Origin of the sequence: Yoonia sp. F2084L, from assembly GCF_023015625.1 — a bacterium.
GTDB lineage: Bacteria > Pseudomonadota > Alphaproteobacteria > Rhodobacterales > Rhodobacteraceae > Yoonia.
The window spans coordinates 1,068,450-1,093,017 of the sequence record NZ_JALKAH010000001.1 but is presented as its reverse complement, the minus strand read 5'-3'; the positions used below and the strand labels follow the sequence as shown (position 1 = coordinate 1,093,017).

The following is a 24,568-nucleotide window of genomic DNA, read 5'->3' as shown; positions in this document are numbered from 1 at the left end:
ATGGATATCTTCACTGGCCTTGTCACGGTTTTGGGCGACCCAATCCTGTTAGGCTGGGTATTTTTGGCCTCCATTGTGGGGATGATCGTGGGTGCCATTCCGGGCCTGACGGCCTCTGCTGCGATTGCGATGCTCCTGCCGCTCACGTTCTACATGGAGCCACTGCCGGCGCTCGCCTTCCTCTATGTCATTGGAAAGTCGGGGCGATATGGCGGATCTATTGCTGCGATCCTGTTCAACACACCGGGCACAGCTGCCTCGGCGGCAACGCAGCTGGACGGGTATCCTCTGGCCCAACAAGGCAAAGCGGGCAAAGCGATGAAGGTCGCGACAATCTCGTCGGTGATTGGTGACTTCACCGGCGAGATCCTTTTAATCATTGGGGTCGCATGGATCGCTGCCATCGCGCTGAAGCTTGGACCCCCAGAGTTGTTCGCGGTCTACTTTGCGGCGTTCGTCGTGATCGGCTCCGTCATTGGTAAATCCGTGACGCGGGGTCTAGCTTCGGCGGCCCTTGGCATCCTTGTGGCGATGATCGGATTGGATCCCATCAGTTCGACCGAGCGCTTCACCTTCGGCAGTTTCGATCTGACCAATGGTATCTCCTTGGTACCCCTGATGATCGGTATCTTCGTTTTGGGCGAGGTCTTCACCCAGATCGAGGAACGCGGGGCCAAAGCGGAGATGGTGATAACCGGCGAAGGCGATGCCGCGCGCAATGCGCTGACCTGGGCCGAGTACAAACCTTGCGTACCGCATGTCATCCGCTCGGCGCTAATCGGCTCGTTCATCGGGATGCTACCGGGGCTGGGATCCGCCATCGCCGCCTTTGTGGCTTACGGAGAGGGCAAGCGTCGTGCGGAGAACCCTGACGACTGGGGTAAAGGAGCGCTCGAAGGGATCGCCGCGCCCGAGGCGGCGAATAACGCGGTGAGCGGACCGTCCATGGCGCCTTTGCTGACTCTGGGCATTCCCGGCTCGACCATTGGCGCAATCCTGATCGGAGTCTTCTTGATCCACGGCATCCAAATCGGGCCGACGATGTTTCTGACGAGCCGCGATCTGGTCTTTGCGCTGTTCGCCTGCGGGTTGATCGGGATCGTGATGTATGGCGTGATCGGGTACTATGGCGCGGCCTACGTTGGACGGTTCATCACGCGTATTCCGACACAGGTGCTCTATCCCATCATCTTTCTGACCTCGTTTGTTGCGGCCTACACGTCGCGCGGAAACCTGTTCGATGTCTACGTCATGGTCGCCGCGGGATTTGCCGGATGGGCGATGCGCAAACTGCAGTTCAATCCAGCAGCCTTCGTGATCTCTTTCGTTCTCGCCGGCGGCGCGGAAGAAGCCTTTCGCCAGGCGCTGCTGCTGAGCGACAACGGACTAATGATCTTTCTGACCCGTCCCATTGCACTGGTGTTCCTTTTGATCGGCATCACGGCAATGATTGCACGGGTGCGCAGCGTTAAGAAACAGGCGCGGGCCGCCTCACTGAGGGATGTATGATGACCGCACCATTGAAAGGCATCCGGGTTGTCGACTGGACCCATGTTCTGGCGGGACCGGCCTGTGCTTACTATCTGGGTCAGTTAGGGGCAGAGGTCATCAAGGTTGAAGGGACGGGCCGGGGAGACGCGATGCGTTACCGCGGCGGCAGTGATCCCGACCGCGCATCAGACGGGATGAGCACGGCATTCCAGACTCAAGGAGCAGGCAAACGCTATCTCGCAGTGGACCTAGAATGTCCCGAAGGTCGCGAGGTTTTCGCCCGGCTGATACGCTCGGCCGATGTGCTGGTCGAAAACCATCGCCCCTCAACCCTAGAGCGGCTTACACTCACAGAACGCCACACAAGGGCCATCAACCCCCGTCTGATCCACTGCGCGATGACCGGCTATGGACGCGACAACCCGATGTCAGATGCTCCGGCCTATGACATCAATATTCAGGCGATCAGTGGTCTCATGGCCCTGACAGGGGACACGGACACGGGGCCAATGCGCACAGGTGCGCCAATCATTGACTATGCCACAAGCATGGCGGGGGCCTTGGGTGTCATGTCAGCGCTGACGGCGCGCAGCCAAACCGGCGAGGGTAGTTTCGTCGATGTGTCGATGCTAGAGACGGCATTCGCGTTGATGTCGTCCATGATCACCGACCACCATCTTACAGGGATAGAACCGCAACGACGCGGAAACGCTGCCAACAGTAGGTCGCCCTCGGCCGGAACATTCGCCTGTCAGAACGGACACATAAGTCTTGGCGTGAACGAAGAGGCCCAGTTCCAAGCGCTGGCGACTGCAATCGACAGGGCAGAATGGCTGAACAATCCACGGTTTGCGACTCCAGATGCGCGGAATGAAAACCGCGCTGATATTGTGAAGGAGTTAGCGGCAGTCTTACTGACGAAATCAGCCGCTGAGTGGGAAGATATCCTGCTGGCAGCAGGCGTGCCATGCGCGCGCTTGCGTGGACTGGCTGAGGCGCTTGATCTGCCTCCTGCAGTTGACCGGCGTTTTGCGACGCGCGGCCCGGCAGGTTTTCCGGGGTTACCGTTCACGTGTGGCTCTGCGTTGCCAAATACGCCGCCTCATCGCTTGGGCGCTGACAGTCTGTCAGTCCTGAGTAATCTTGGTTTTGCCGATGCTGAGATCAATGAAATGCTCGCCAACGGCGTCGTTGAAACGGCTGATTGACATCAGCACATTGCCGCATAGAGGTGATCCGCGTCCTGCCCACTTTTTTGCAACGCATATGATGCAAACTATGATCGGGTCGCCTTGATACCACTCAATGATGCAGTCGCGAAGCATCCAACAAGTGGGTGCTTCGAATTCAAGTCTCTGTTCTCACTCAGCGTGAAGGATGAAGCTGCGATTTCGTCCGTGTACCATGTCCCAAGAACTTTCCGGTCAATGGTCATTACATCGCTTTGGCGTGGGTCCTGACCCTAGCAATGCATCGCGATCTTCTTCGACCTCGCAAGTCAGTAAGTCACGTTGTTCTGCCGTAATCTGCATTCCTTCGCGAAATCTGAAAAGTTGACGATTATCTCCGGCCCAAGAATTTGTTCACACAACGGTCTGGTTGAGAGAACCGCGCGGCTGAAGCCGCATCATTAGCCGGTTTTGTGGTCAATAAGATGACCGAAAAATCAATAAAACTCCTTATTTACAAGAGCCTTATTTCTGGCGGAGGAGGTGGGATTCGAACCCACGGTAGACTTTCACCTACGTCGGTTTTCAAGACCGGTGCATTCAACCACTCTGCCACTCCTCCGACATAGCCCTGTTAGCGGGTCATTTGTGATTCGAAAAGCAGGTTCACGCTTTGGGGAAATCCGCCGACAATTTGCCCAAGACTCTTTCAAAACGGCCAAACCGGCGCTATCGTCGCACCTTAGGTGGGCGATTGTCCCGTGGGACTGCGTTTTGGGGCCGACCCGACAGATGCTGAGCAGCAATAAATGCGGCCGAAAACGGCTGAAGCCCCGGTATTCCGGGGCGCAATGAAGGGGCAAAGAATGACGGGCAAAGTGTTTTTGAGCGCTAAAAGGTGGCCGATATCACTGGCGCTGATCACGGCGATGGGGCTGGCGGCATGTGATGAGAATGGCGAATTTGCCTTCCCCACATCCGAAGGCGCTGAAACGCAGGCTCCGGTGCCTGCAAATGCGCCAAACCAGCGGGTTCAAAGCAGCGATATTGAACGCCCGGATATCTTCGAAGTCACGGACCGCGGTCTGTGGGACGGACGCCCTTCACTGGGTGGTGTCTGGGTTGCGCACCCTGATGTGCAGGATCCTGACCGCGTCGTCATTCGCAACACCGAAAACGGCCGCTCGATCGTTGGCGCGCTGTTCCGCCGCGAGCGCGAGAACCCCGGACCTTTGTTGCAGGTGTCGTCTGATGCCGCAGAAGAGCTTGGTATTCTGGCCGGATCCCCGACGGAACTGAACGTTATTGTGCTGCGTCGCGAGGAAACGGTCATCACCACCGATCCTGCAAATGCCGAAAACCCTGTTGTTGCCAGCCTGGAGGCACCTGTGACAATTGAGGCTGAACCGCTTGATCCGGTTGAGGCGAGCGAAACAGATGGGGCCGCAACTGCTGCTGCGGCGACTGCGGTCGTGCTGCCACCCGCATTGGAAGCGGCAACCGCTGCCGCTGAACAGGCTGCGGCAGCGACTGCATCTGCGACGCAGACAGCAACCGAAACTGCCGCTGCTGCTGTCACTGCCGATGGCGAGGATGATGCAGCAGAAGGGGCCGAAACCATTGACGTCTCTGCCGTGCTTGCGGCACCTGCGCCTGAACCGGTCGTGCCGACAGAACCTTTGCCGCAAGGATCGACTGCGCAAATCGGAGTGTTTAGTGTTGAAGCCAACGCCGGAGGCGCCGCGCAGACGATTATTGCATCCGGCATTCAGGCGGCTGTCTTACCCGAAGAGCTCGGCGGTCGCACCGTCTGGCGCGTGATTGCCGGGCCGTTGACCGACACAGGTCAGATTGCGCAGCTTAAGCAATTGGGCTTTGTCGATGCCTTTGTGATCGAAGACGAAGCCGACGAAGAATAGCGGATCAGGAAAGGACCCCCCAAGATGCGTTTTGGATGCTTTCGCCGTCTTGCTTTGGCCGCCACATTCATAGCGGCCCCGTTTTGGGCGCATGCGTTTGAGACCAAGGCAGAGGCCGCGTATATTTACGATCAGACAACCGGCACCGTGCTACTGTCGAAAAATGCGCAAAACCCTTTGCCGCCTGCGTCAATGTCAAAGCTGATGACGATCTACATGGCGTTTGAGGCTGTCGCTGATGGCCGCCTTGATATCAACGAGGAACTTGCCGTTTCAAGCCACGCCGCCAGCTTTGGCGGGTCGTCGATGTTTCTTGATACTACCGACCGGGTATCAGTCGAGGATTTGTTGCGCGGCGTCATCGTGGTCTCTGGCAATGATGCCAGCGTCGTTTTGGCCGAGGCACTATCGCCGGATGGTACTGAAGCGGGCTTTGCCCGGATGATGACGGATCGGGCCCGCCAGATGGGCATGATGAATTCGACCTTCGTCAATTCAAGCGGCTGGCCTGCCGCCGGGCACCGGATGTCGATGGAAGACCTTGGTATTCTGGCCAATCGGCTGATCACCGATTTCCCAACTTTCTACCCGCTCTTTGCCGAAACAGAGTTTGCTTTTGACGGGCGGGTCCCGTCTAATTCTCGCAACCGCAACCCGGTGTTGTCGATGGGGATCGGAGCCGATGGCCTTAAAACCGGCCATACCGAGGAAGCAGGGTTCGGCCTTGTCGGGTCTGCCAAACAGGGCGACCGCCGTGTGATTTTCGTGATTACCGGGCTTGAAACACGGCAGGAACGGGCCGAGGAATCCTCTAAAATCATCAATTGGGCGTTTCGCCAGTTTGCGGAAAAAGAAGTGGCCGAAGCGGGAACGCGGATCGCCTCTGCTGATGTCTGGATGGGTGAGTTACCGACCGTTGGCCTTACGGTTGCAGAAGATTTTTCGCTCTTGGTCCCGGTTTTGAACCAAGGCGATATTGACGCCGAAGTGGTCTATAATGGCCCGATTGAGGCGCCGATCAGTGCCGGACAACAGTTGGGTGAATTGGTGATCACGCTTGATGAGCTTCCTGAAAAGCGCATTCCTTTGGTGGCGGACGCTGATGTTGCGCGTGGTGGCTTTGCTACCCGGATGCGCACCGCGGCGTTGGTCCTGTGGCAGAAATACGGACCCGGTAGCGGCGACGAGGTGGCCGAGGAGGCATGACCGCGCCACGCTTTATTACATTTGAAGGCATTGATGGTTCTGGCAAGTCGACGCAATCGCGTCGCTTTGCTGATCATCTGCGTGCCCAAAATCAAGATGTCGTATTAACCCGTGAACCAGGCGGCAGCCCCGGGGCCGAGGAAATTCGCCAACTGGTGCTGACGGGTGATCCTGACCGCTGGTCGCCGGAAACCGAGATTTTGCTTTTCACTGCCGCGCGCAGGGATCATCTGGAAAAAACGATTGAGCCTGCCTTGGCACAAGGCAAGACAGTGATCTCGGATCGCTTTGCCGACAGCACGCGCGTCTACCAAGGGGCGACGCGCGGTGATCTGCGTGGCATGGTCGATAAGCTGCACAGGCTTATGATCGGACGCGAACCAGATTTGACTTTCATTATTGATATGGACCCCGCCACAGCGCTTGAGCGTGGTCTGGCCCGCAAATCAGGTGAAGACCGGTTTGAGGACTTCGGGCTGGGATTTCAGGAAACCTTGCGCCATGGCTTTCTCGCTTTGGCCCATGACAATCCCAAGCGCTGCGTCCTGATCGACGGCAACCGCACGCCCGACCAGATCGCCAGCGAAATCTCGGCGCACGCATGAGCGACGATGACATCCCTGAACCCGATCGGATTGCGGGTGCTCCGCATCCGCGTGAAACCCGCGACCTCTTTGGCCAGTCCAAGGCCGAGGCGGATTTTCTTGAAGCTTTCGGGGCAGGGCGGTTGCATTCAGGCTGGCTCATCACCGGGCCGCGCGGCGTGGGAAAAGCCACGTTGGCGTGGAAGATCGCTACTTTTCTGCTGTCTGACCCGGACGTTGGTCTTTTCGGTGATCCAACGCTTGCCATTGATCCCGAACACCCCGATGCCCGATTGATCCAGGCCGGGGCGCATCCGCGCCTGTCACTTATCCGACGCCCGTGGGACGACAAGACGAAGAAGCTGAAATCCGACATCACCGTTGATGCGGTGCGCGGCTTGAAAAAGTTCTTTCATATGTCTGCCGCTGACGGCGGCCGTCGTGTGGTCATCGTGGACGCTGCGGATGAATTGAACCGCAATGCGGCCAATGCGATCCTGAAGGAGCTTGAAGAGCCACCGGCAAACTGCACGATCCTGTTGATTGCACACCAGCCGTCGCGCCTGCTGCCAACGATCCGGTCGCGGTGTCGCGAATTGCGTTGTGCCCGGTTGAACGCCGATGATCTGCACCGGGCACTGGTGCAGGCCGGGCACCACTCTGACCAGACAGAGAGCCTTGCTGCACTTGCTGGTGGTTCTGCCGGTGATGCGATCCGGTTGCTGAACCATGATGGGCTGGCGCTCTATGCTGAGTTGGTCAAAACCTTGGACAAACTGCCCCGCATTGACCGGCCCTCGGCGCTGCGGCTTGCGGACGCTTGCGTGGGAAAGACCGGCGAAGTGCGGTTCGGCATGACGCTTGATCTGATTGATCTCTTTTTGTCGCGTGCCGCGCGTGCCGGACTGATGGGCGAGCCTGCCGCGCAAGGTGCACCCGGAGAGGCGCGGCTTTTGGCGCGTATCGCGCCGGATGATCGCGCGGCGCGCAACTGGGCGCAGCTTCAGCAGGATTTGACAGATCGGTCACGGCATGGGCGCGCGGTGAACCTTGACCCTGCGGCGTTGATACTTGATATGATTTTCAAGATTGAAGAGACGGCACAAGGGACCGCCGTAGCCTGAAAGCCGCGAAATGACCCAAGCGACCATCGTTGACAGCCACTGCCACCTTGATTTCCCTGATTTCGATGGTGAGCGGGACGACCTGATTGCGCGTGCGCTTGATGCTGGCGTGACCCGTATGGTCACGATCTGCACCAAGTTGCGGCTGGAACCACAGGTGCGTGCGATAGCTGAAACCTATGCGCCTGTCTTTTATGCGGCAGGCACCCATCCGATGAGTGCGGCTGATGAATCGCTTGCCACGTTCGAAGAGCTGGTCACCTTGGCTGAGCATCCCAAATTTGTCGGTATTGGTGAGACGGGTCTGGACTATCACTACACCGTTGAAAGCGCTGATATTCAGCAGCAATCCTTGCGGGTGCATATTGCGGCCGCACGTGAAACAAAGCTGCCGTTGATTATTCATGCGCGGGCCGCCGATGATGATATGGCGCGGATCCTGCGTGAGGAATTCGACAACGGAGCCTACACCTGCGTCATGCATTGCTTTTCCAGCGGTGCTGAACTGGCCAAAGCCGCGCTGGACATGGGTTTCTACCTCTCCATGTCAGGCATCGCAGCTTTTCCAAAAAGTCAGGAACTGCGCGATATCTTTGCAACGGCCCCCATTGACCGCGTGTTGGTCGAAACGGATAGCCCGTATCTGGCGCCGCCGCCATTTCGGGGCAAACGCAATGAACCCGCGTACACGGCCCATACAGCCAAAGTAGGGGCTGAGGTATTTGGTCTGTCCTACGAAGATTTTGCCAAGCAAACGACTGCAAACTTCGACCGCCTGTTCTGGAAGGCCGTGCAATGACCGATCAGATCAGTTTTCGGATATTGGGCTGTGGCTCTTCGGGTGGTGTGCCACGTCTTGGAGGGCTTTGGGGGGCGTGTGATCCATCCAACCCCAAAAACCACCGCACCCGCTGTTCGCTTTTGGTGACGCGGACCAGCAAAGATCAGATCACGCGGGTCTTGATTGATACGTCGCCCGATCTGCGCGCGCAGCTGCTCGCCGCCGAAGTGGGCCGCTTGGACGCTGTCGTTTATACGCATGCGCACGCCGATCATGTCCACGGCATTGATGATCTGCGGATGATCGTGTTCAACATGCGCGAACGCTTGCAGGTCTGGGCCGATGGCGACACCAGCAACGACCTGTTGGGCCGGTTTGGGTACATCTTTGCGCAGCCGAAAGGATCGAACTATCCGCCGATCTGCGAGTTGAATGCGATCAAGGGCGATATCACGGTCAGCGGGGCAGGGGGCGACATTGTTCTGCGCCCGTTTGAGGTGGAACATGGTAATATTGAAGCATTAGGTTTCCGTATTGGCGATGTCGCCTATCTGCCTGACGTATCAACGATCCCGGATGATGTCTGGCCCATGCTGGACGAGTTGGACTGCTGGATCGTGGATGCGCTGCGGCGCGACCCACATCCCACACATTCGCATTTGGCCAATACGCTGGAATGGATCGCGCGGGTGGCGCCGAAACGCGCAATCCTGACCAATATGCACAATGATCTGGATTATGCGACGGTCGCGGCAGAGACGCCAGAACATATCCAACCGGCTTATGATGGCATGACCCTGACAGTCGACGCCGAATAAAGGGATACCCAATGGCCGCGCTGATTGATGTTATTCTGCCGGTCTTTCTGGTTATCGGCTTTGGATATGTCGCTGTCTGGAAAGGGTATTTCAGCGATGCAGGCGTCGATGGGTTGATGAAGTTCACCCAAGGCTTTGCCATCCCCTGTCTTTTGTTTCGGGCGATCTCGACGCTGGACCTAGGCCAGAACTTTGATCTGGGGTTGATGGGCAGCTATTACATCGCAGCCTTCGCCTGCTTCATGATCGGAATGCTGGGCGGGCGCTATATTTTCGCACGCGACTGGGAAGACAGCGTTGCCATCGGGTTTTGCTGCCTCTTCGCGAATTCGCTGTTGCTGGGCCTGCCGATCACCGAACGGGCCTATGGGGTCAGCGCACTTGAAGCCAACTATGCCATCATCGCGATCCATTCGCCATTTTGCTATGCCGTCGGCATTACCGCGATGGAGATCGCGCGCAATCGGGGCGGCAGCATCGCAGCACTGCCCGGCAAGGTGCTGAATGCGATGTTCCACAATGCGCTGATCGTGGGGATCAGCTTGGGGTTCATCGTCAATCTGGGCGGCATCCCGCTGCCTGTTGTCTTGACAGACGCGATTGACCTGATGGTGCGGGCGGCTTTGCCTGCGGCCCTTTTTGGATTGGGCGGTGTGCTGTATCGCTACCGGCCCGAAGGCGACATGCGCACGATCATGTTCGTTGTTGCCGTATCGCTAATCTTGCAGCCGCTTTTGGTTTGGGGGCTGGCAAAGGCCAATGATTTGTCAGATGCAGCACTCCGCTCAGCAATCCTGACGGCTGCAATGGCACCGGGGATCAACGCTTATGTGTTTGCGAACATGTATGGCAAAGCCCGCCGTGTTGCGGCCTCATCGGTGTTGGTGGCAACCGCTTTATCGGTCCTGTCCGTTTGGGTCTGGTTGTCCGTACTGCCCTAGACGCCTTCGACCAGAACAATCATGCTGGTTGCGTTTTCGCGCCGGATGCGCGCCACCTCTTGATATTCAGGATCGTTGTAAAGCGCCTTGGCCTGCGCGAAATCATCAAACTCAAACACCACATGCCGGTCAAATTGTGGGCCTTCTGGTTCTTCAGACGGGCCACCGCGTACCAAGGGCCTGCCACCGTAGCTTTCGATGATCGGTGTGTCGCGGATGATGTATTCTTGATAGGCCTCCGGGTTCGTGACGGTGATATGTCCAATGATATAGCCTTTGGGCATGGTGCGCTCCTTTGATTGGTTGGGCTCACGCTTGCCTGTCTTGGTCGAAATGACAAGCAGCTGCGATTTTGTGAGCGCCTGCATGCGTTGACTTCGATAACGCCACACTACCTTAGCGAGGTGCAAGATGGAGTAAATCAATGCGCTTACTGGTGACTTTTGTGATCTTTTTAGGGGTGGCATCCTTCGCGCAAGCGCAAGGGCGCGCTGCATCAGTCGGCGTGCAAGAAGTCGAGATGCGCGCTTTGGCCGAAACGGTGCCGGTTTTCGCCGAAGTCACAACAGCACGCGATGGCAATGTCGCGGGGCGCGTCGCCGGGAATGTGGAGACTGTCGTTGTTTTGGCAGGCACTCGTGTTGAAAAGGGTGATTTGCTTGTCGAATTGAACGATGACCTGCTGACGATCCAACTTGCGCAGTCACAAGCGCAGCTTGCCGAGGCCGCCGCCGGGATTGAAACAGCACGCGCGCGTGTCGACCGGGCGCGCGTCGCCCTCGACAGGGTTGAGGCGCTGCGCGGCGGCACATCATTCAGCCAAGGCCGTTTTGATGACGCACAAGCCGATTTTCTAGAAGCCGAAGCGCAGTTCGTTGAGGCCCAAGCCCGCGAGAAAAGCGCGCAGTCACGCGTTGCTGAAACCAGCTACCAGTTGGACCGCAGTCAAATCCTTGCCCCGTTTTCGGGTGTCGTGCTTGAGGTGAACACGATTCCGGGCGCGTTTATTCAGGCGGGCACACCTGTTGTGCGGCTCTTGGATACCGACGCGTTTGAGGTGCGGGCAAGTGTGCCGTCGCGCTACACCGCTTTCCTTCAGCCCGGTCAGATTGTTGCTGCAAGCACCGAAACCGGCGCGGAGCTGACGTTAGAGTTGCGTGCGGTTCTACCGGTCGAGGACCCATCCACGCGCACCCGCGCTGTATTGTTTGCGGCCCCTGATCTGTCCAAGGTGACCAGCGCTGCAGTTGGCCAATCGCTCACGGTTGAAATCCCGGTGGGTGCCGCACGCGACGTTCTGTCGGTGCCCAAGGACGCATTGGTCCAGGCGCGGGGCGGGTGGACCGTTTTTGTAGCCGCCGATGATCAGGCGCAGCCGCGTCAGGTGACTTTGGGCGTGCCCTTGGGGGATCGTTATGAGGTCTTGGGCGGGTTGGCTCCGGGTGATCTGGTCGTTGTGCGCGGCAATGAACGCCTGCGCCCCGGTCAGGCCATTTCTGCCAATATGGTGGAGACGAACTGATGGATTTTATCCGTTACTCCATTGAACGTCCCGTCGCGGTCATCGCGGCTGTGTTGATTGCGGTTTTGTTTGGCGCGCTCGCGCTGACCCAAATCCCGATCCAACTGGCACCGGACGTGCGCAAACCCATCGTCGTGATTGAAACCAGTTGGCCCGGTGCGGCCCCGTCCGAGATTGAGCGCGAAATCGTCAACCCGCAGGAGGAAACGCTGCGTGGTCTTGATGGTCTGGAAATCATGACATCGCGGTCGCGGACCGGACAGGCTGAGGTGACACTTGAATTTGCGATTGGCACGGATATGAGCCAGTCGCTTTTGCTGGTGTCCAACCGGCTCGACCGTGTCGGCAGCTACCCGGCTGAGGCAAATGAGCCGACGCTGAACACCTCTGGCGCGGATGACAGCCCTATTGCCTGGGTTTTGATCACTGCCGCCGAAGGGAACATCCGCGATATCCCGTCCTACGGCGATTTTCTGGAAGACATCGTCAAAGACCGGGTTGAACGGATCCCCGGTGTTGCCGCCGTGAACGTCTTTGGCGGCGTGACCCGTGAATTGCAGGTCGTTGTAGACCCCCGACGTTTGTCGCGTTTTGGACTGACAGTGCCTGAAGTGGTGCAGCGGTTGCGTGCCGAAAACATCTCAATCTCGGCGGGTGATGTGGATGAGGGCAAGCGCCGCTATGTGGTGCGCACCGAAAGCAATCTGAACACCGAAGAGGCAATCCGCAATGTCGTTTTGCGCTCTGATGCCAGCAACGGTGGGACAGGACGTGTGCGGGTCAGCGACGTGGCGGATGTGGCTTTCGCCTTTAAGGAACCAACAGCCCGGCTGCGCTTTAAAGGCGAGGCGGGGCTTGCGTTCAACGTGGTCCGGGAATCCGGGGCCAATGTGATCACGGTCATGGAAGAACTGCGCATTGTCTTGGCCGAACTACAGGCCGGGCCTGTCGCCGATCAAGGGCTGATCATGGATCAGGTCTATGACGAGACGATTTACATCGAAGGCGCAATCGACCTTGTGACCAAGAATATCTACATCGGTGGTGCGCTTGCAGCGCTGATCCTGATGCTGTTCCTGCGATCACCACGGGCGGTGGTCATCGTGTCACTGTCCATTCCAGTGTCCATCGTCGCGACCTTTGTGGTGATGGCGGCGACTGGACGGACGCTTAACGTGATATCACTGGCTGGCATCGCCTTTGCTGTCGGCATGATTGTGGATGCGGCCATTGTCGTGCTGGAAAACATCTACCGATTGCGCGAAAAAGGTTACTCCCGGCGCGAGGCGGCTTATCTGGGGGCCAAACAGGTCTGGGGTGCCATCCTTGTGTCGGCCTTGACGACCGTGCTGGTCTTCGTCCCGATCCTGATCATGCAGCTGGAAGCAGGCCAGCTGTTCCGCGACATCGCTGTTGCGATTTCGGTCTCTGTTCTATTGTCGTTGGTCGTTGCTGTGACCGTCATTCCTGCGCTTGCCAGTCGATTGCTACGCCGCGACGACCAAAAGGCGATGAGGCTTTGGGGTATTGATCACCTGGCACGCGGCTTTCGCGATCTTGTGATGGCTTACGTGCGGATGACTGTCCGCTTCAGGACGATCGGCATCGTGATGGTCACCTTGATTGCCGGCGGTGCCGCTGTTGCAAGCTGGACGTTTTTGCCACGGCTGGAATACCTGCCCGAGGGCAATCGTAACCTTGTTTTCGGCCTGATCATTCCGCCGCCGGGCTACAACCTTGAAACCACCGAAACCATTGCGCAACGGATCGAGCGCGTCGCTCAACCACTATGGGAAGCCGCGCCGGAGACTGAGACCGAAGATGGCATTCCCACGATCGAAAGCTTCTTCTTTGTGGCAACGCCTGGCAACTCTTTCGTTGGGGCAGGGGCGGTGGATAGCCAGCGTGCGGGCGAACTGATCCCGGTGCTGAGCCAACCGATCTTTGCCGAGCCGGGTACGTTCGGTTTCATGACACAGCCCTCGCTGTTTGGGCGCGGCGTAGGCGGCGGACGTACGATTGAGTTGAATGTATCAGGGCAAGAGTTGGAAGATATCCTAGGCGTCGCGGGACGCGCTGCGGGTATTGTGTCCGGCTTGCTTCCGCGATCCGAAGGACACCAGTTCCGACCAATTCCGGGGCTGGAACTTGGTGCACCTGAGGTGCGCCTGATCCCCGATCGATTGCGCCTTGCCGATGCGGGACTGGACAGTTCCGGGCTGGCGGCGACGGTGGACGCCTTTAACGACGGGCTACGTGTGGCAGAGATTACCGTGGGTGCGGAACGCGTCGACTTGGTGCTTAAGGGCGATCCGTCCATCAATGAGGCCGCGCGCACGCAAGATGTCGGCAACTATCCGGTTGTCACGCCCAATGGCCAGATCGTGCCTGTATCAGCGCTGGCTGACGTGGTGCTGACGGCAGGTCCGACCGAGATCAGGCACCGCGAACGGTTGCGCACGGTCACGCTTGAGGTGCGACCAGCAGACAACTTGCCGCTCGAACAGGCCGTGGAACTGCTTGAAACCGAGGTTGTCGCGGTCCTGCAAGAACAAGGTATCCCAGACGATATTCGGCTCAGCGTGTCGGGCACTGCTGACCAGCTGAGCCAGACGTGGTCGGCCATTCAGATTAATCTGGTTGTTGCGCTGGTCATCGTTTTCCTTGTCATGGCGATCTTATTTGAAAGTTTCGTACTGCCTTTGGTCATCCTGATTGCCGTGCCTGTGGCGGCGGCTGGTGGGGTCGGGGGGCTGGCGGTTCTGAACCTCTATCAAACACAGCCGATGGACATGCTGACGCTTCTTGGGTTCGTGATCTTAGTGGGCATTGTGGTGAACAATGCGATCCTGATTGTGCACCAGACCTTGTTCCATCTTAGAGAAGAAGGGATGGACCCGGTCGCCGCGATTGAGGAGGCGACAAGCAACCGTATTCGCCCGATCTTTATGTCCACATTGACCAGCGTCATGGGCATGCTGCCGCTGGTGGTGTTCCCCGGTGAGGGATCAGAGCTTTATCGCGGCCTAGGCGCCGTGGTTGTTGGCGGGCTTTCGATGTCGGCCTTCCTGACGCTTTTGACGGTGCCACCGCTGCTGCGCCTTGTGCTGCGCAAGCCAGAGCCGCAGGAAGAAACTCTGGGTGCTGCCGCACCCGCCGAATAAGATAAGGCGGTTCAGCCCTACGTAAGGCTGAACCGCAATTCTTGACCAAATTCAACATCCTGTGAGCAAATGAGAATCGTTCTCATTTAAATTTACAATTGCGAATAAGTCTCATAAGCAGGTTTTCAATTGACACTCTGCTCTTGAAAGGACACTGGAATGAAGATGATGAAACACCTCTCACTTGCTGTTTTTGCGGCTACGCTGTCCACTGCGGCACTTGCAGATGAGAGCAAGTTCAAGGCCGTCACCACGTTCACGGTAATCGCTGATATGGCGCAAAACGTGGCCGGTGATGCCGCCATCGTCGAAAGCATCACGAAGGCCGGGGCAGAGATCCACGGTTATCAGCCGACCCCGCGCGATATCATCCGCGCGCAGGATGCAGATCTGATTTTGTGGAACGGGCTGAACCTTGAGCTGTGGTTCGAGCAATTCTTCAGCAACCTGTCTGATGTGCCCAGTGCGACACTGTCCGACGGCATTGAGCCGATGAGCATCTCATCTGGTGAATACGACGGCAAGCCGAACCCACACGCATGGATGAGCCTTGAGAGCGCACTGATCTATGTCGACAATATCCGCGATGCATTTGTTGAACATGACCCCGAGAATGCTGCGACCTATGAGGCGAACGCCGAGGCGTATAAGGCCGAAATCACGGCCGCTATCGCTCCGCTGCGCGAACAGATCCTTGCTTTGCCTGCCGAACAGCGTTGGCTGGTCAGCTGCGAAGGTGCGTTCAGCTATCTGGCCCGCGATTTTGAAATGCAAGAGCTATACCTCTGGCCGATCAACGCCGACAGCCAAGGCACCCCGCAACAGGTGCGTCGCGTGATTGATACAGTCCGCGAAAACAATATCCCGGCTGTCTTCTGCGAAAGCACCGTCAGCCAAGCGCCTGCGCAACAGGTCGCCCGCGAAACAGGTGCCGAATATGCAGGTGTGCTCTATGTCGATAGTCTGACCGACGCAGACGGGCCCGTGCCGACCTATCTTGATTTGCTGCGCGTGACGACTGAAACCATCGCGGCGGGCCTAACCGAATGACCCAAACTCCCGGTATCATCTCGCGCGATGTGACGGTGACCTACCGCAATGGTCACACGGCACTGCGCAACGCGAGCTTTGAAATTCCGACAGGGACCATCACGGCCCTTGTGGGGGTCAACGGTGCCGGGAAGTCCACGCTGTTTAAGGCGATCATGGGTTTTGTTCCCGCCGCGCGCGGTGAGATTTCCGTGCTGGGCATGCCAGTGAGCGAGGCGCTGCGCCGCAACATCGTGGCCTATGTCCCGCAATCAGAAGAGGTCGATTGGACCTTCCCTGTGCTGGTCGAAGATGTGGTGATGATGGGGCGCTACGGGCATATGGGCTTCTTCCGACGCCCCAAGCCTGCTGACCATGCGGCGGTGACGCAGGCCTTGGACCGGGTCAACATGGCAAAGTACAGGTATCGGCAGATCGGGGAACTTTCCGGTGGTCAGCGCAAACGTGTTTTCCTGGCCCGTGCCTTGGCGCAAGAGGGCCAAGTAATTTTGTTGGATGAACCTTTCACCGGTGTCGATGTGCAGACAGAGGATGCTATTGTCGCCCTGTTGCGGGATTTGCGCGATGAAGGGCGGGTGATTTTGGTGTCTACACACAACCTTGGCTCTGTGCCGGAATTCTGCGACCGGACGATACTCGTGAAAGAAACCATTCTCGCCTATGGCCTGACCGAAAAGACATTTACGCACGAAAATCTTGAATTGGCTTTTGGCGGCGTGCTGCGCCACTTCGTGCTTGGCGGTGCAGACCTGCACGATGATGACGACAGTCGCGAGATCCGGGTCATCACCGACGATGAGCGGCCCTTTATCGTCTATGGCGACGATCATCAAACTGCCAAAGACGAGACGAAAGAACCAACCTGATGGAATGGCTGCTGGAACCCTTCAGCTATGCCTACATGTTCAACGCCATGTGGGTCAGCGCATTGGTCGGTGGCGTTTGCGCGTTCCTGTCTGCGTATCTGATGCTCAAAGGCTGGTCGCTGATCGGTGACGCACTCAGCCATTCGATCGTACCGGGTGTGGCAGGGGCTTATATGCTGGGTCTGCCCTTTGCGCTTGGCGCTTTTGCCGCGGGGGGATTAGCGGCAGGGGCGATGCTGTTTCTCAATCAACGCTCGGGGTTGAAGGAAGACACGATCATCGGTTTGATCTTTACATCCTTCTTTGGCTTGGGCCTGTTCATGGTATCGCTGTCGCCTACTTCTGTCAGCGTGCAGACAATCACGATGGGCAATATCCTTGCGATCACGCCGTCAGACACGCTGCAACTGGCGATTATCGGCTTTGTGACGTTGGCTGTGCTGCTGGCAAAATGGAAGGACCTGATGGTCACCTTCTTTGACGAAAACCATGCGCGCTCAATCGGGTTGCGGCCAGACATCCTGCGGATCGTATTTTTTACCCTGCTGTCCGCATCCTGCGTCGCGGCCCTACAAACGGTTGGTGCGTTTCTTGTGATCGCGATGGTGGTGACACCGGGGGCGACGGCCTATCTGCTGACTGATCGCTTTCCAAAACTGCTTGTCCTCAGCGTCACGATCGGGGCAGGGACCAGCTTTGTGGGCGCATACCTTAGCTATTTCGCGGATGGCGCGACGGGGGGCATCATCGTTTCACTGCAAACGCTGATCTTTCTTGCGGCGTTTTTCTTTGCACCCAAACACGGCTATCTGGCCGCACGCCGCCGGGCGGCATCAGTGTTAGAGGCAGACTGATGGAAACTCTGCTGTTCCCATTCCAATTCGCGTTTATGAACAACGCATTTTTGATGATGGCGATCATCGCAGTCCCGACAAGCCTGTTGTCGTGCTATCTGGTTCTCAAGGGTTGGTCGCTGATGGGCGACGCGATCAGCCATGCGGTTTTGCCGGGGATTGTGCTGGCCTATCTGCTGAACATCCCGCTGATCATCGGGGCCTTTGTCGCGGGTATGTTTTGCGCCCTAAGCACCGGGTTTTTGTCTGCCAACAGCCGGGTGAAACAGGACACGATCATGGGGATCGTGTTTTCAGGAATGTTTGGGTTCGGTCTTGTGCTTTACACCAAAATCAGCACCGAAATGCACCTTGATCACATCCTGTTTGGGAACATGCTGGGTGTGAACGCGCAAGACCTTTGGACAGCAGGAGCCATTGCAGCCTTGGTCGCGACAGTCATCGTAGCGAAACGGCGGGATTTCATGCTGCATGCGTTCGATCCGGTTCAGGCGCAAGCGGTTGGACTGCGGGTCGGTTGGTTGCATTATGGCCTGTTGGCGCTGATCTCACTGACGATTGTCGCCACGCTGGCCGCTGTCGGGATCATCCTTGCCATTGGTTTGCTGATCGCACCGGGCGCGATTGCCTTTCTGACGACCAAGCGGTTCGCACTGATGCTGCCCATCGCGGTTGGGGTTACGATGATTTCCGGCTTTCTTGGGGTCTACCTGAGCTTCTTTATCGACAGCGCGCCGGCACCGACGGTCATTCTGGTTCTCACGCTTGTCTTTATTGTCGCGTTCATTCGCGCAAACCTGAAAGTCCGGCAAGCCACCAGCGTTTCCTAATCGCCGTCAGCGACACCTTCGGCCCGCAGCTTCGCACGGCGCGCGCGGTAGCTGGGCAGCACGATCAGCAGGGCCGCAACTGTCAGCAATCCCAAGGTCATGGGCCGTTCAAGAACAAAACCGATCCCGTCATAAATTTGCATGGACCGCGAGAAATTGTTTTCCAGCATTGGCCCAAGGATGAACCCGATCAGCAAAGGCGCAAGCGGATAGTCGGCAAAGCGCAGGATCGTGGCCGCGATGCCAAGTCCAACGAGAAGCAGCAACTCGGTCGCGTTGTTTTGCCCGATATAGGCCCCCATCATCGTGAAAAACAGGATGAACGGGATTAGGAAGGTCCGCGGAACAAGAAGCACTTTGGCTATATAGGGGATCAAGGGCAGGTTCAGGATCAAAAGGACCAGATTGCCCAGATACATTGAGATAATGACAGCCCAGAATATCTGCGGCTCATCAATCATCAGGCGCGGACCGGGTGACACATTCAGGGCGATCAATGCGCCAAGCAGAATGGCGGTCGTACCAGAGCCGGGAATGCCCAAGGTCAGTAGCGGAACGAAAGACCCGGTGCAGGCGGCATTATTGGCGCTTTCAGGTGCGGCAAGACCTTTGAGGCTGCCTTTGCCGAATTGCTCTTGTTCCTCTTTAGTGGCGATGTTGCGTTCAACCGCATAACCGAGGAAGGATGCAATCGTTGCACCTGCTCCGGGCAGCACACCAATCAGGAAGCCCTGTACAGACTGCCGCCCGATGACCGGTGCAATTTGTCTGGCTTCATCACGGGTGATGCGCAGGTCTTTAATTTCGCCGCCGCCTTCTTCGGTTTTGGACCTGGAGGGATCAAGCACAAGATAAATCGCCTCTGGCAAGGCAAACATCGCCATCGCCAGCGTGATAAACCCAAGACCGGACTGTAGATCCATGATCCCGAAAGTGAAGCGTGGCATGTTGAACAACACACCTTCACCGATCGTGGCCAGCATCAGCCCGACAAGCGTCATTAGCAGTGCCTTGGTCACTTGGCCTGTGCCTGCAAAAGCCGCAATAGCTGACAGGCCAACCACCATAAGCGCAAAGTACTCAGGCGATCCAAAGAGCAGGGCTACAGTGGACAAAGCAGGGGCAAAGATCATCAATAGGATCGCGCCAATCGTGCCACCGGCAAAGGATGAAATCGCGGCGACAGTCAGCGCCTTGCCGGCCTTGCCTTGGCGCGCCAGCGGGTAGCCATCAAAGCTTGATGCGACGGTCGAGGCCACACCGGGGGCGTTGATCAGGATGGATGAGGTGGAGCCACCAAAGATTGCGCCATAATAGACGCCCGCAAGCAGGATCAAAGCAGCCGACGGGTCACCGATAGAGATGGCGACGGGGATCATGATCGCGATAATCGACATCGGCCCCAAACCGGGCAGCATGCCGATGAATGTGCCAATCAGACAGCCACCAATCACCATTAGAATGTTTGTCAGGGAAAAGGCCGTCGCAAGGCCAATCATCAGTCCTTCAAGCATCGGCTACACTCCAAACACAAAGGGCCAGGGGCGCAGGAAGATACCCAGCACTTCCTGGACCAGATACCAGATGCCAAAAGCGGCAGCGAAAGCGACGGGGATCAGGATGTGCAAGCGACGCTCGCCCAGCAAAACCGATCCGATAATCAGGAAACCGACGGTCGAGCCGATAAAACCAAGCGGGCGCAACAGCAAAGCATAAGCGACCATCAGGCCCAGTAGAAACAGCGCCTGACCGATTTTATAGTCTTGCAACCGACGATAGTTAATCTCGCCTGCCTTGATGGTGCCGTCGCCTTTTTCAAACCCAAGCAAGATCAGAATTGCGGCAACCATACCCATCACAGACAGAACTTTGGGGAAGGTGGATGGCCAAATCGGATCGCGGCGCATGAAAGGTGCCAGCATGTCATCCATCGTGAAAAAAGCGGTGTAGGCATAGCCCGTGCACATCATCAAAATGATCAGTGCAATCCAGCGATCTAGCGCCATTGTCTTTCCCCCCAAATACGTCACGTCCGGCGGGTGACCCGCCGGACATAAAGGTAAACCCTAGAGGAAACCCAATTCGCGCATCAGATCGCCGATGACCTGTTCTTGGTTCTCAAGGAAGGACAAGAAGTCATCGCCGTTGTTGTAGATGTTGACCCAGCCGTTTTGGGCGCGCACGGCTTCCCATTCCGGTGTGTCGTACATTTTGGCAATGGCATCTTGGTAAGCGGCCAGTTTGTCATCCGGCAAACCGGGGGCTGCAAAGAATCCACGCCAGTTCACGAACTCGGCTTCGATGCCTTGCTCGTTCATTGTGGGTGCATCTGGATAGCTTTCAATCCGTTCGGGCGCAGTGATGCCGACAATCTTGACTTCGCCAGCTTCGGCCAATGCGATGGCTTCGGAAAAACCTGTGCTAAGTGCTGCGATTTCGCCCGACAGCAATGCCGCCATGGCTTCGCCACCTGCGTCATAAGGAATGTACTTCACTTCCGTTGGGTCTTCACCTGCGGCCTTCATCACGATGGCTGCAACAAGGTGATCAAGTCCACCTGGAACAGACCCTCCGCCGATCGCGGTACCACTGGGATCAGCTTGATAGGCGGCAATCAGACCGGCCATGTCGTCCACGGGGCTGTCTTTGCCCACAACGATGGCGGCATAGTCACCAATGGTGCCGGCCACAAGCGTCAGATCACGGAAGTTCTGCGGGAACACACCTGTCAGCGAGCGGATCACGATTGGGGTCGAGTTGACCATCAGCGTGCCGTGCTGGCTTTCTGCGTTTTCGATCAGGTAGCCGATGGCCTTACCGCCGCCGCCGCCTGACATGTTTTCATAAGATGCCTGGCCAATAAGGCCAGAGGCCGTCAGCGCCTCGCCTGTGCCGCGTGCTGTCCCGTCCCAACCGCCACCGGCACCGCCGGGGATCAGAAAGTGGATGCTGTCAACGACCTGATGGCCGTCCGCCGCTGCAGGTGTGCCGAGTGATAAAGCAGCCGTAGCCGCAGCCATCACAACCCGGCGGGTCATGTTAAACGATTTCATTGGTTTCCTCCCATTTGACAACTGTCCGCTTGGCGGCTCAGTTAACAAACTCGATCATAGCAACCTGACACCGACCTGTCATGGCGCAAGAAAGGCATGTGACACGATGAGGTTTCTTCTTGTCGAAGATAACATTGAACTGGCAAAAGCGATTTGTTCAAGGATGCAACTCGACGGGCATGTCGTTGATCATGCAGAGAGATTAGAACATGCTGTCGCCTTTTCTGAGACCGGCGAATATGATCTGATCCTGCTGGACATCATGCTGCCCGATGGCGACGGGCGCAGCTTTCTGAAGGCGCATCGTGCGGGCGAAATCGACACGCCGGTGATCGTACTGACCGCCCGGTCAGAGGTATCAGATAGAATCAGCGTGCTTGATCTGGGGGCGGATGACTACATTACCAAGCCTTTCGATCATGCCGAATTGCAGGCGCGGTGCCGGGCAGTGCTGCGCCGCAAAGCAGGCACTGCAAAGACGATCACGCGCTACGGGGATGTTGCGTTTGACCCGGTGGCAGGCAACCTGACGATAGGTGATCGCGTGATCAACCTGCGCAACCGTGAACTGCGTTTGCTTGAATTGCTGATCAGCGCTCCGGGGCAGATTTTTCCCAAGACCAAACTGATCGACCGGCTGTTTTCTTACGAAGAAGACGTGTCAGAGAACGCGGTTGAGGTCTATATTGCCCGGCTGCGCAAGCATCTGGAAAACTCCAGTGTGTCAATCACCACCCATCGTGGCCTTGGCTACAGGCTTGACCATGACTGAGGTCGTGCGCGTCGCAGGATCACTGCGGAACCGTCTGGCAGTGACGCTTGTGGGCGGTGCCGCGGTTCTTGCGATTTTGCTCTTTGTTGTCGTGCGGAACTATGCAGCCCAGATCGCACAGGCCGGGCAGGATCAGATCATAGGCGCCTCTGTCAGTTCGATCCTTGATGCGGCTGTTGTCCGTGACGGCGTGGTTGACGTTGATTTCCCTTATGCGTCACTGTCCATGCTAAGCACGGAATTTGATGACCGCGTTTTTTACGCGATTTATCAAGATGATGCCGTGATATCAGGCTATGATACGCTGCCACGCAGCGACATCGCTGCAAACACGGACCGGCAATATGAAACCGTCGTTTTCGACGGCGTGCCCGTGCGGCTGGCCAGTGCATCGCGCACGCTGATAGGCGCCGGTTTTCGCACGAACATCGTGGTGTCTGTAGGGCAAACGCAGGATGCGCTGTCAGGCACGCTGAATGGAATTTCCCGTAACGTCGCCTTGTTTGGGGCGGGTTTCTTTGCGCTGGCGACCTTGATTGCGTTTTGGGCGACCTCAACGACCTTTGGGCAGCTTCAGGCATTGACCACCGCGATCACCCGGCGCGGGCCCAAGGATTTGCGCCCGGTGGTCAAGCCGATCCCGGCGGAACTGGCTCCGCTTGTGTCATCGCTCAACAGCCTGATGGCGCGGCTGAACCAATCGCTATTGCAGTCCGAGAATTTCATCACCGAAGCAGCACACAGGGTGCGTACGCCGCTGGCGACTGTCAGATCACATGCAGAAACAACGCTGCATCGCGTCGAGCGGCCCGAGAACCGTCAGGCATTGCGCGCAATGGTGCGCGCAATTGACGAAAGCTCGCGTGCGGCGGGGCAGTTGCTGGATCACGCTATGATTGCCTTTCGAGCCGATAATCTGGACCAGCAAGACATTGATTTGGGCGCGTTGGTACAAGAGCTGTTGGTGCAACTGACCCCCATCGCCGAAATGAAGGATATTGATCTGGAAATGACCCAAGACGGAAACGCGGCGGTGCGGGGTGATCCCATTCTGGTACAAAACGCGTTGCGCAACCTTATTGATAATGCGCTGAAATACTCACCCGCCGAAAGCACGATTACCATCAGCGTCAGTGATGTGCCCACCGCACATGTGCGTGTCTGCGATCAGGGCACAGGGTTTGATCCCGACGAAATCGATGATCTCGCCAAGCGGTTCAAACGCGGCACGAATGTTGCAGGCATCGTCGGTTCAGGTCTGGGGCTGACAATCGTCGAAGACGTGGCCCATGCACATGGTGGCAAGCTGACCCTGGAAAACCAAAAGACGGGGGGCGCATGCGTTACCTTGTCCTTTTAGCGCTTTGGGTTTTGCCAATGCTGGCCCATGCCCAAGACTGGGAAGATCAGCGCATGTTCGGGGTGGATAGCAGCCCGACAATGCGGATTATCTCCAGCACGGATACATCGTTTTTCGCGCCAATCATCGAGAGCTTTCTGGCGGAAAGGCCCGATGTTTCTATCGAGTACCTCGTCACCGGCACTGCTGATCTGGATCAGATTTTCCGTGCGTCGCCCGCTGAATTCGACGTCGTGATTTCAAGCGCGATGGACTTGCAACTGAAGCTCGCCAACGATGGTTTTGCACAGCGCATTGACGACATTACTCATCCTGCATGGGCGCAATGGCGGCAAAGCCTTTTCGCATTCACCACCGAACCTGCGACAATCGTCATCAACAAGGCGGCTTTCGCAGGACAAGACGTGCCGCGCACGCGGCTGGAACTTATCCAGGCTTTGCGCGCTGATCCTGACAGGTTCCGTGGCCGGGTCGGAACTTATGATGTGCGTCAGTCAGGTTTGGGTTATCTCTTTGCCACGCAAGACGCGCGTGCCTCGGAAAGCTTTTGGCGGCTGACCGAGGTGATGGGCAGCTTGGATGCCCGCCTTTATTGCTGTTCAGGCGAAATGATTGATGATCTGGCGGATGGGACAATTGCGGTCGCCTACAATGTTCTGGGCAGTTATGCGCAGGCCCGCCAAGATACGCGCGATAAGCTGGAAGTGATCCTGCCTTCGGACTTTCCCACAACTATGATGCGCACGGCTTTTGTGTCCCGGGACACGCTGCAACCACAAACCGCTGCCGATTTCATCCGTCATCTCACCATTGCGCAGTCACAGGGCGCTGATCTTGCAAGCTTTCCATTACCGCCTTTGATAACCGAACTGGATGCGGCAGGGCGCAGCCGTATCGCGCTTGAGCCTGCATTGATGACCTATCTCGACAGGCTCAAGCGGCGCACGTTCATGCGCGAGTGGGAAAGCGCGATTATTCAGTCGCCGAGTGCGCCGTCGCAATAGGTGGCCCTGGGACTGGTGTGCCGTTTCTAAATCGTTATAGTTTCTGCAAATCGGAGGGAT

At 57.3% G+C, this 24,568-nt stretch carries 22 protein-coding genes and 1 tRNA gene; 18 read left to right on the top strand and 5 right to left on the bottom strand.

Annotation, left to right across the window (positions count from 1 at the left end; genetic code table 11):
- Both MWU60_RS05400 and MWU60_RS05395 read left to right on the top strand, forming a co-directional pair.
- A complete protein-coding gene (locus MWU60_RS05400) occupies positions 1-1,509 on the top strand; it encodes a tripartite tricarboxylate transporter permease (protein ID WP_247226099.1) in 1,509 nt (502 codons plus the stop codon).
- Complete coding sequence (locus MWU60_RS05395; protein ID WP_247226098.1) at positions 1,509-2,699, top strand: CoA transferase; 1,191 nt, start codon at positions 1,509-1,511, stop codon at positions 2,697-2,699. Before MWU60_RS05400 ends, MWU60_RS05395 begins: the two co-directional genes overlap by 1 nt.
- A 493-nt stretch (positions 2,700-3,192) precedes the next feature.
- Here MWU60_RS05395 and MWU60_RS05390 read toward each other — a convergent pair.
- A tRNA-Ser gene (locus MWU60_RS05390) sits at positions 3,193-3,282 on the bottom strand.
- A gap of 244 nt (positions 3,283-3,526) precedes the next feature.
- On the opposite strand from MWU60_RS05390, the gene MWU60_RS05385 reads away from it, so the two are divergent.
- The 7 genes from MWU60_RS05385 to MWU60_RS05355 are packed head-to-tail and all read left to right on the top strand — an operon-like array spanning position 3,527 to position 10,033.
- Positions 3,527-4,579 (top strand): SPOR domain-containing protein, encoded by a 1,053-nt coding sequence (locus MWU60_RS05385; protein WP_247226097.1) that lies wholly within the window; start codon positions 3,527-3,529, stop codon positions 4,577-4,579.
- Positions 4,580-4,603: 24 nt separating this feature from the next.
- Complete coding sequence (locus MWU60_RS05380; protein ID WP_247226096.1) at positions 4,604-5,785, top strand: D-alanyl-D-alanine carboxypeptidase family protein; 1,182 nt, start codon at positions 4,604-4,606, stop codon at positions 5,783-5,785.
- Positions 5,782-6,390: a dTMP kinase gene (gene tmk / locus MWU60_RS05375; RefSeq protein ID WP_247226095.1), complete on the top strand. Its 609-nt coding sequence runs from the start codon at positions 5,782-5,784 to the stop codon at positions 6,388-6,390. Before MWU60_RS05380 ends, tmk begins: the two co-directional genes overlap by 4 nt.
- Positions 6,387-7,493: a DNA polymerase III subunit delta' gene (locus tag MWU60_RS05370; protein ID WP_247226094.1), complete on the top strand. Its 1,107-nt coding sequence runs from the start codon at positions 6,387-6,389 to the stop codon at positions 7,491-7,493. Before tmk ends, MWU60_RS05370 begins: the two co-directional genes overlap by 4 nt.
- Positions 7,494-7,503: 10 nt before the next feature.
- The gene (locus tag MWU60_RS05365) at positions 7,504-8,292 is read left to right on the top strand and encodes a TatD family hydrolase (RefSeq protein ID WP_247226093.1); all 789 of its coding nucleotides are present in this window, start codon (positions 7,504-7,506) and stop codon (positions 8,290-8,292) included.
- Positions 8,289-9,092, top strand: a complete 804-nt coding sequence (locus tag MWU60_RS05360; RefSeq protein WP_247226092.1) for an MBL fold metallo-hydrolase — start codon at positions 8,289-8,291, stop codon at positions 9,090-9,092. Before MWU60_RS05365 ends, MWU60_RS05360 begins: the two co-directional genes overlap by 4 nt.
- An 11-nt stretch (positions 9,093-9,103) precedes the next feature.
- The gene (locus MWU60_RS05355; protein ID WP_247226091.1) at positions 9,104-10,033 is read left to right on the top strand and encodes an AEC family transporter; all 930 of its coding nucleotides are present in this window, start codon (positions 9,104-9,106) and stop codon (positions 10,031-10,033) included.
- Here the strand turns inward: MWU60_RS05355 and MWU60_RS05350 are convergent.
- Positions 10,030-10,317, bottom strand: a complete 288-nt coding sequence (locus MWU60_RS05350; RefSeq protein WP_247226090.1) for a DUF1330 domain-containing protein — start codon at positions 10,315-10,317, stop codon at positions 10,030-10,032. The genes MWU60_RS05355 and MWU60_RS05350 overlap by 4 nt on opposite strands.
- Before the next feature lie 140 nt (positions 10,318-10,457).
- Here MWU60_RS05350 and MWU60_RS05345 point away from each other — a divergent pair, with 140 nt between their 5' ends.
- The 6 genes from MWU60_RS05345 to MWU60_RS05320 all read left to right on the top strand — a co-directional run bounded on the left by MWU60_RS05345 (position 10,458) and on the right by MWU60_RS05320 (position 18,319).
- Complete coding sequence (locus MWU60_RS05345; protein WP_247226089.1) at positions 10,458-11,555, top strand: efflux RND transporter periplasmic adaptor subunit; 1,098 nt, start codon at positions 10,458-10,460, stop codon at positions 11,553-11,555.
- Positions 11,555-14,719 carry an efflux RND transporter permease subunit gene (locus MWU60_RS05340; protein WP_247226087.1) on the top strand — a complete coding sequence of 1,055 codons (3,165 nt, stop codon included), beginning with the start codon at positions 11,555-11,557 and terminating at the stop codon, positions 14,717-14,719. The genes MWU60_RS05345 and MWU60_RS05340 overlap by 1 nt, the downstream gene beginning before the upstream one ends.
- Positions 14,720-14,878: 159 nt before the next feature.
- Entirely contained in the window at positions 14,879-15,769 is an 891-nt protein-coding gene (locus tag MWU60_RS05335; protein WP_281493192.1) for a metal ABC transporter substrate-binding protein, read from the top strand.
- Positions 15,766-16,635, top strand: coding sequence for a manganese/iron ABC transporter ATP-binding protein (locus MWU60_RS05330; protein ID WP_247226086.1), 870 nt, complete (start codon positions 15,766-15,768; stop codon positions 16,633-16,635). The genes MWU60_RS05335 and MWU60_RS05330 overlap by 4 nt, the downstream gene beginning before the upstream one ends.
- Positions 16,635-17,489, top strand: a complete 855-nt coding sequence (locus MWU60_RS05325) for a metal ABC transporter permease (RefSeq protein ID WP_247226085.1) — start codon at positions 16,635-16,637, stop codon at positions 17,487-17,489. The genes MWU60_RS05330 and MWU60_RS05325 overlap by 1 nt, the downstream gene beginning before the upstream one ends.
- Entirely contained in the window at positions 17,489-18,319 is an 831-nt protein-coding gene (locus tag MWU60_RS05320; protein ID WP_247226082.1) for a metal ABC transporter permease, read from the top strand. Before MWU60_RS05325 ends, MWU60_RS05320 begins: the two co-directional genes overlap by 1 nt.
- On the opposite strand, the gene MWU60_RS05315 is transcribed toward MWU60_RS05320, so the two are convergent.
- The 3 genes from MWU60_RS05315 to MWU60_RS05305 are packed head-to-tail and all read right to left on the bottom strand — an operon-like array spanning position 18,316 to position 21,372.
- A complete protein-coding gene (locus tag MWU60_RS05315; RefSeq protein WP_247226080.1) occupies positions 18,316-19,833 on the bottom strand; it encodes a tripartite tricarboxylate transporter permease in 1,518 nt (505 codons plus the stop codon). The two genes, MWU60_RS05320 and MWU60_RS05315, sit on opposite strands and share 4 nt — an antisense overlap.
- Before the next feature lie 3 nt (positions 19,834-19,836).
- The gene (locus tag MWU60_RS05310) at positions 19,837-20,325 is read right to left on the bottom strand and encodes a tripartite tricarboxylate transporter TctB family protein (protein ID WP_247226079.1); all 489 of its coding nucleotides are present in this window, start codon (positions 20,323-20,325) and stop codon (positions 19,837-19,839) included.
- 60 nt (positions 20,326-20,385) lie between these two features.
- Positions 20,386-21,372, bottom strand: a complete 987-nt coding sequence (locus tag MWU60_RS05305; RefSeq protein ID WP_247226078.1) for a tripartite tricarboxylate transporter substrate-binding protein — start codon at positions 21,370-21,372, stop codon at positions 20,386-20,388.
- Positions 21,373-21,478: 106 nt separating this feature from the next.
- On the opposite strand from MWU60_RS05305, the gene MWU60_RS05300 reads away from it, so the two are divergent.
- The 3 genes from MWU60_RS05300 to MWU60_RS05290 are packed head-to-tail and all read left to right on the top strand — an operon-like array spanning position 21,479 to position 24,508.
- Positions 21,479-22,144 (top strand): response regulator transcription factor, encoded by a 666-nt coding sequence (locus MWU60_RS05300; RefSeq protein WP_247226076.1) that lies wholly within the window; start codon positions 21,479-21,481, stop codon positions 22,142-22,144.
- Positions 22,137-23,504, top strand: coding sequence for a sensor histidine kinase (locus MWU60_RS05295; RefSeq protein WP_247226075.1), 1,368 nt, complete (start codon positions 22,137-22,139; stop codon positions 23,502-23,504). The genes MWU60_RS05300 and MWU60_RS05295 overlap by 8 nt, the downstream gene beginning before the upstream one ends.
- Positions 23,483-24,508, top strand: a complete 1,026-nt coding sequence (locus tag MWU60_RS05290; RefSeq protein ID WP_247226074.1) for an extracellular solute-binding protein — start codon at positions 23,483-23,485, stop codon at positions 24,506-24,508. The genes MWU60_RS05295 and MWU60_RS05290 overlap by 22 nt, the downstream gene beginning before the upstream one ends.
- Positions 24,509-24,568: the final 60 nt, after the last annotated feature.